This is a genomic window from uncultured Mycobacterium sp., assembly GCF_964249325.1.
Classification (GTDB): Bacteria; Actinomycetota; Actinomycetes; order Mycobacteriales; family Mycobacteriaceae; genus Mycobacterium.
This window is the reverse complement of the sequence record NZ_CAXUCH010000349.1, coordinates 1-2,532: the sequence shown is the minus strand read 5'-3', so window position 1 is coordinate 2,532 and position 2,532 is coordinate 1. Positions and strand designations below refer to the sequence as shown.

Annotated in this window: 1 protein-coding gene and 1 pseudogene (1 of these 2 only partly in view); both read right to left on the bottom strand. The window is 65.4% G+C overall.

Annotation, left to right across the window (positions count from 1 at the left end):
- Nucleotides 1-1,517: pseudogene (locus ACFE99_RS24200) on the bottom strand (CaiB/BaiF CoA transferase family protein) (it extends 852 nt beyond the left edge of the window).
- Nucleotides 1,514-2,532 (bottom strand): aldehyde dehydrogenase family protein (locus ACFE99_RS24195; RefSeq protein ID WP_375489295.1); only part of this gene is annotated, 1,019 nt, incomplete at its 5' end. The gene ACFE99_RS24195 and the pseudogene ACFE99_RS24200, both read right to left, overlap by 4 nt.

Below are 2,532 nucleotides of genomic sequence, written 5' to 3'. Positions count from 1 at the left end.
GGTTTAAGCGATACCAGCGACTCATAGTCCAAGGCGAACTGCTCGACGACTCGGGGTGAAAAGTTCTCGACGACAACGTCGGCGGCGCTGGCCAGCCGGCGCGCGAGTTCACGACCCCGCGCCGAGGTGAGATCTAGTGTGAGATCTCGCTTGTTGAGGTTGGTGGCCTGCCAGAGGGCGCTGCGCTCATACCAGTCGTCGCCCTCATGCGGATATGCGCCCGAGTAGCGGTGACCGTCAGGGCGCTGGATCGACTCCACCTTGACGACGTCGGCACCGAAGGCACCCAGGTAACAGGTCAGATATGCGCCAGCCCAAAACGTGCTCAGATCAAGGACTTTCACTCCCGCAAAGGGCAGCGCCGCCGGCGCAGCAGCGGCTGCGGGCACGTGACCCAGCGAATTCGCGTGCGTCGGTCGCTCACCTACGCGCGGCACTGGACGCGGCGGCGGCACTGGCATCTTGGAAAACCGGAACGCTGCCCCCGGCCGGGCGAACGACCAGCCGTCTGCAGGTGCCTCGACGAAGAAGCCGCGCTCGAGGTACTGCGGACATTGCAGGGCAGTCGCGCCGTCCACAACGGGCGCGGCCGGCACGCGTAATGCCTGGCTCAGTTCGACGATTTCGTGGACGGTTCGCTCGGCGAGCCACGGTTGGGCTTTGGCGAAAAACTCGGCGCGCTCGGGTCGGCCCATCATGACAGCGATCTGGTGCTCACCGAACTCCGGCAGGCCCAGCATGGCGCACACATCGAGCCAGTGCTGGCCGGTCAGGCAGTTGACGCCGACCCAGCCATCGGCTGCCCGAACGATTCCGAGCAAGGGCGCCGAGCGAGTGTTGGCGGGCAGGCCGAGTGCTCGCATGCGCTCAGCCATCAACATCGGGTAGGGCAGCGTCGACAACAGCGACTCGAGCACCGAGACGTCGACTTCAATCATGCTGTCATCGGCCCGGATTCGCAGGGCGGTGAGCGCGCCCAGCGCAGCGTAGGCGCCTGCCACGTATTCGGCGATCCGTGCGCCGGCCTGCACGGGCGGACGCTCGGGGTCACGGCAGGTGATCCAGCCCGCTGCCGCCTGCATCGTCAGCGGTGTCGCCAAGCGATCACGAAACGGCCCCTGCTGGCCGAAGTTCGAGATGCGCACGATGACCAGCTGCGGGTTGAGCTGCTGCAACACGTCGGCGTCGAATCCCCATCGGCCTAACGTTCCGGGTGGCATCGCCTCGACGAGCAGGTCGGTCTGTTCGATCAGCTCACGCATCAGCGCTCGATCGTGCCCACTCTCGAAATTTACTGTCGTCGTGTACTTTCCAGCATTGAGGTATTCGAACAGCCCGGACCGCTCACGGTCTGGGATGCCACCGGGAAATGGCCCCCACCGGCGCAGCGGGTCGCCGGTGGGCGCTTCGATCTTGGTGACTTCAGCACCGAGGTCGACGAACAGCTTGGTGCAGTAGGGGCCGGTGATCTCGTCGGCGATCTCGAGGACGCGGAGCCCCGGCAGGGATCCCGTCACGCGGGAATCCCGATGGCCTTCGGCTCCATGTAGGTGTGCAGTCCCCTGATCCCGCCGCCTTCTCGGCCGAACCCACTTTGCTTGAAGCCGCCGAACGGCGCGTCACCGGGACCGCAGCCGTTGACCGAGATCTGGCCGGTGCGGACGCGGCGCGCGATATCTACGGCACGGTCCACGTCGGTGCCCCACACCGCACCGGAAAGCCCGTACCGAGAGTTGTTAGCGATGGCGACAGCGTCGTCGTCATCGCGGTAGCGCAGCACTGCCAGCACGGGTCCGAATACCTCTTCCTGAGCGATGTTCGCCTCGGGGTCGACTTCGGTGAGAATGGTCGGTTCGAAGTAGAACCCGACGTCCAAGTCGGCGGGTCGCCCACCACCGGTCACGAGCTTCGCGTCCTCGTCAACCGCCCTGGTGACGTGCACCTGCACACGCTTGCGCTGTGCCGCGCTGATTAACGGTCCCATCTGCACGCCCGCATCGGTTGGGTCGCCGACCTTTATGCCGCGGGCGAGCTCGACCAGCCGGTCGACGACGTCGTCGTGGATGGATTCCGGAAGCAGGAGACGGCTCTGAAGGATGCAAGCCTGTCCGGCATGCATTGAGCAGCAATCGAACAGGATCTGCTCGAGCATGTCGTCGGTCACGGCAACGTCGTCGAGCAGAATGTTTGCCGACTTCCCACCGCATTCCAGCAATATTCGTTTCATAGTGGCGCCAGCGGCGGACATAACCTCACGGCCCACCGCGGAGCTGCCGGTGAAGCTGACCATGTCGATGCGCGGGTCGGTGGTAAGCAGCTTGGCGGCCTCGACACTGGACGGCGTGACGACGTTGACCACCCCCGGCGGGAGGTCGGCGTGCTCGTCGATGATTCGCGCTAGCGCCAGGCCGGCCAGCGGCGTCAGCGGCGAGGGCTTGAGCACGACGGTGTTGCCCGCGGCCAGCGCGTTGCTCAACGTCATGACGTTGAGACAGTGCGGGAAATTCCACGGCGTCAGAACCGAGACCACGC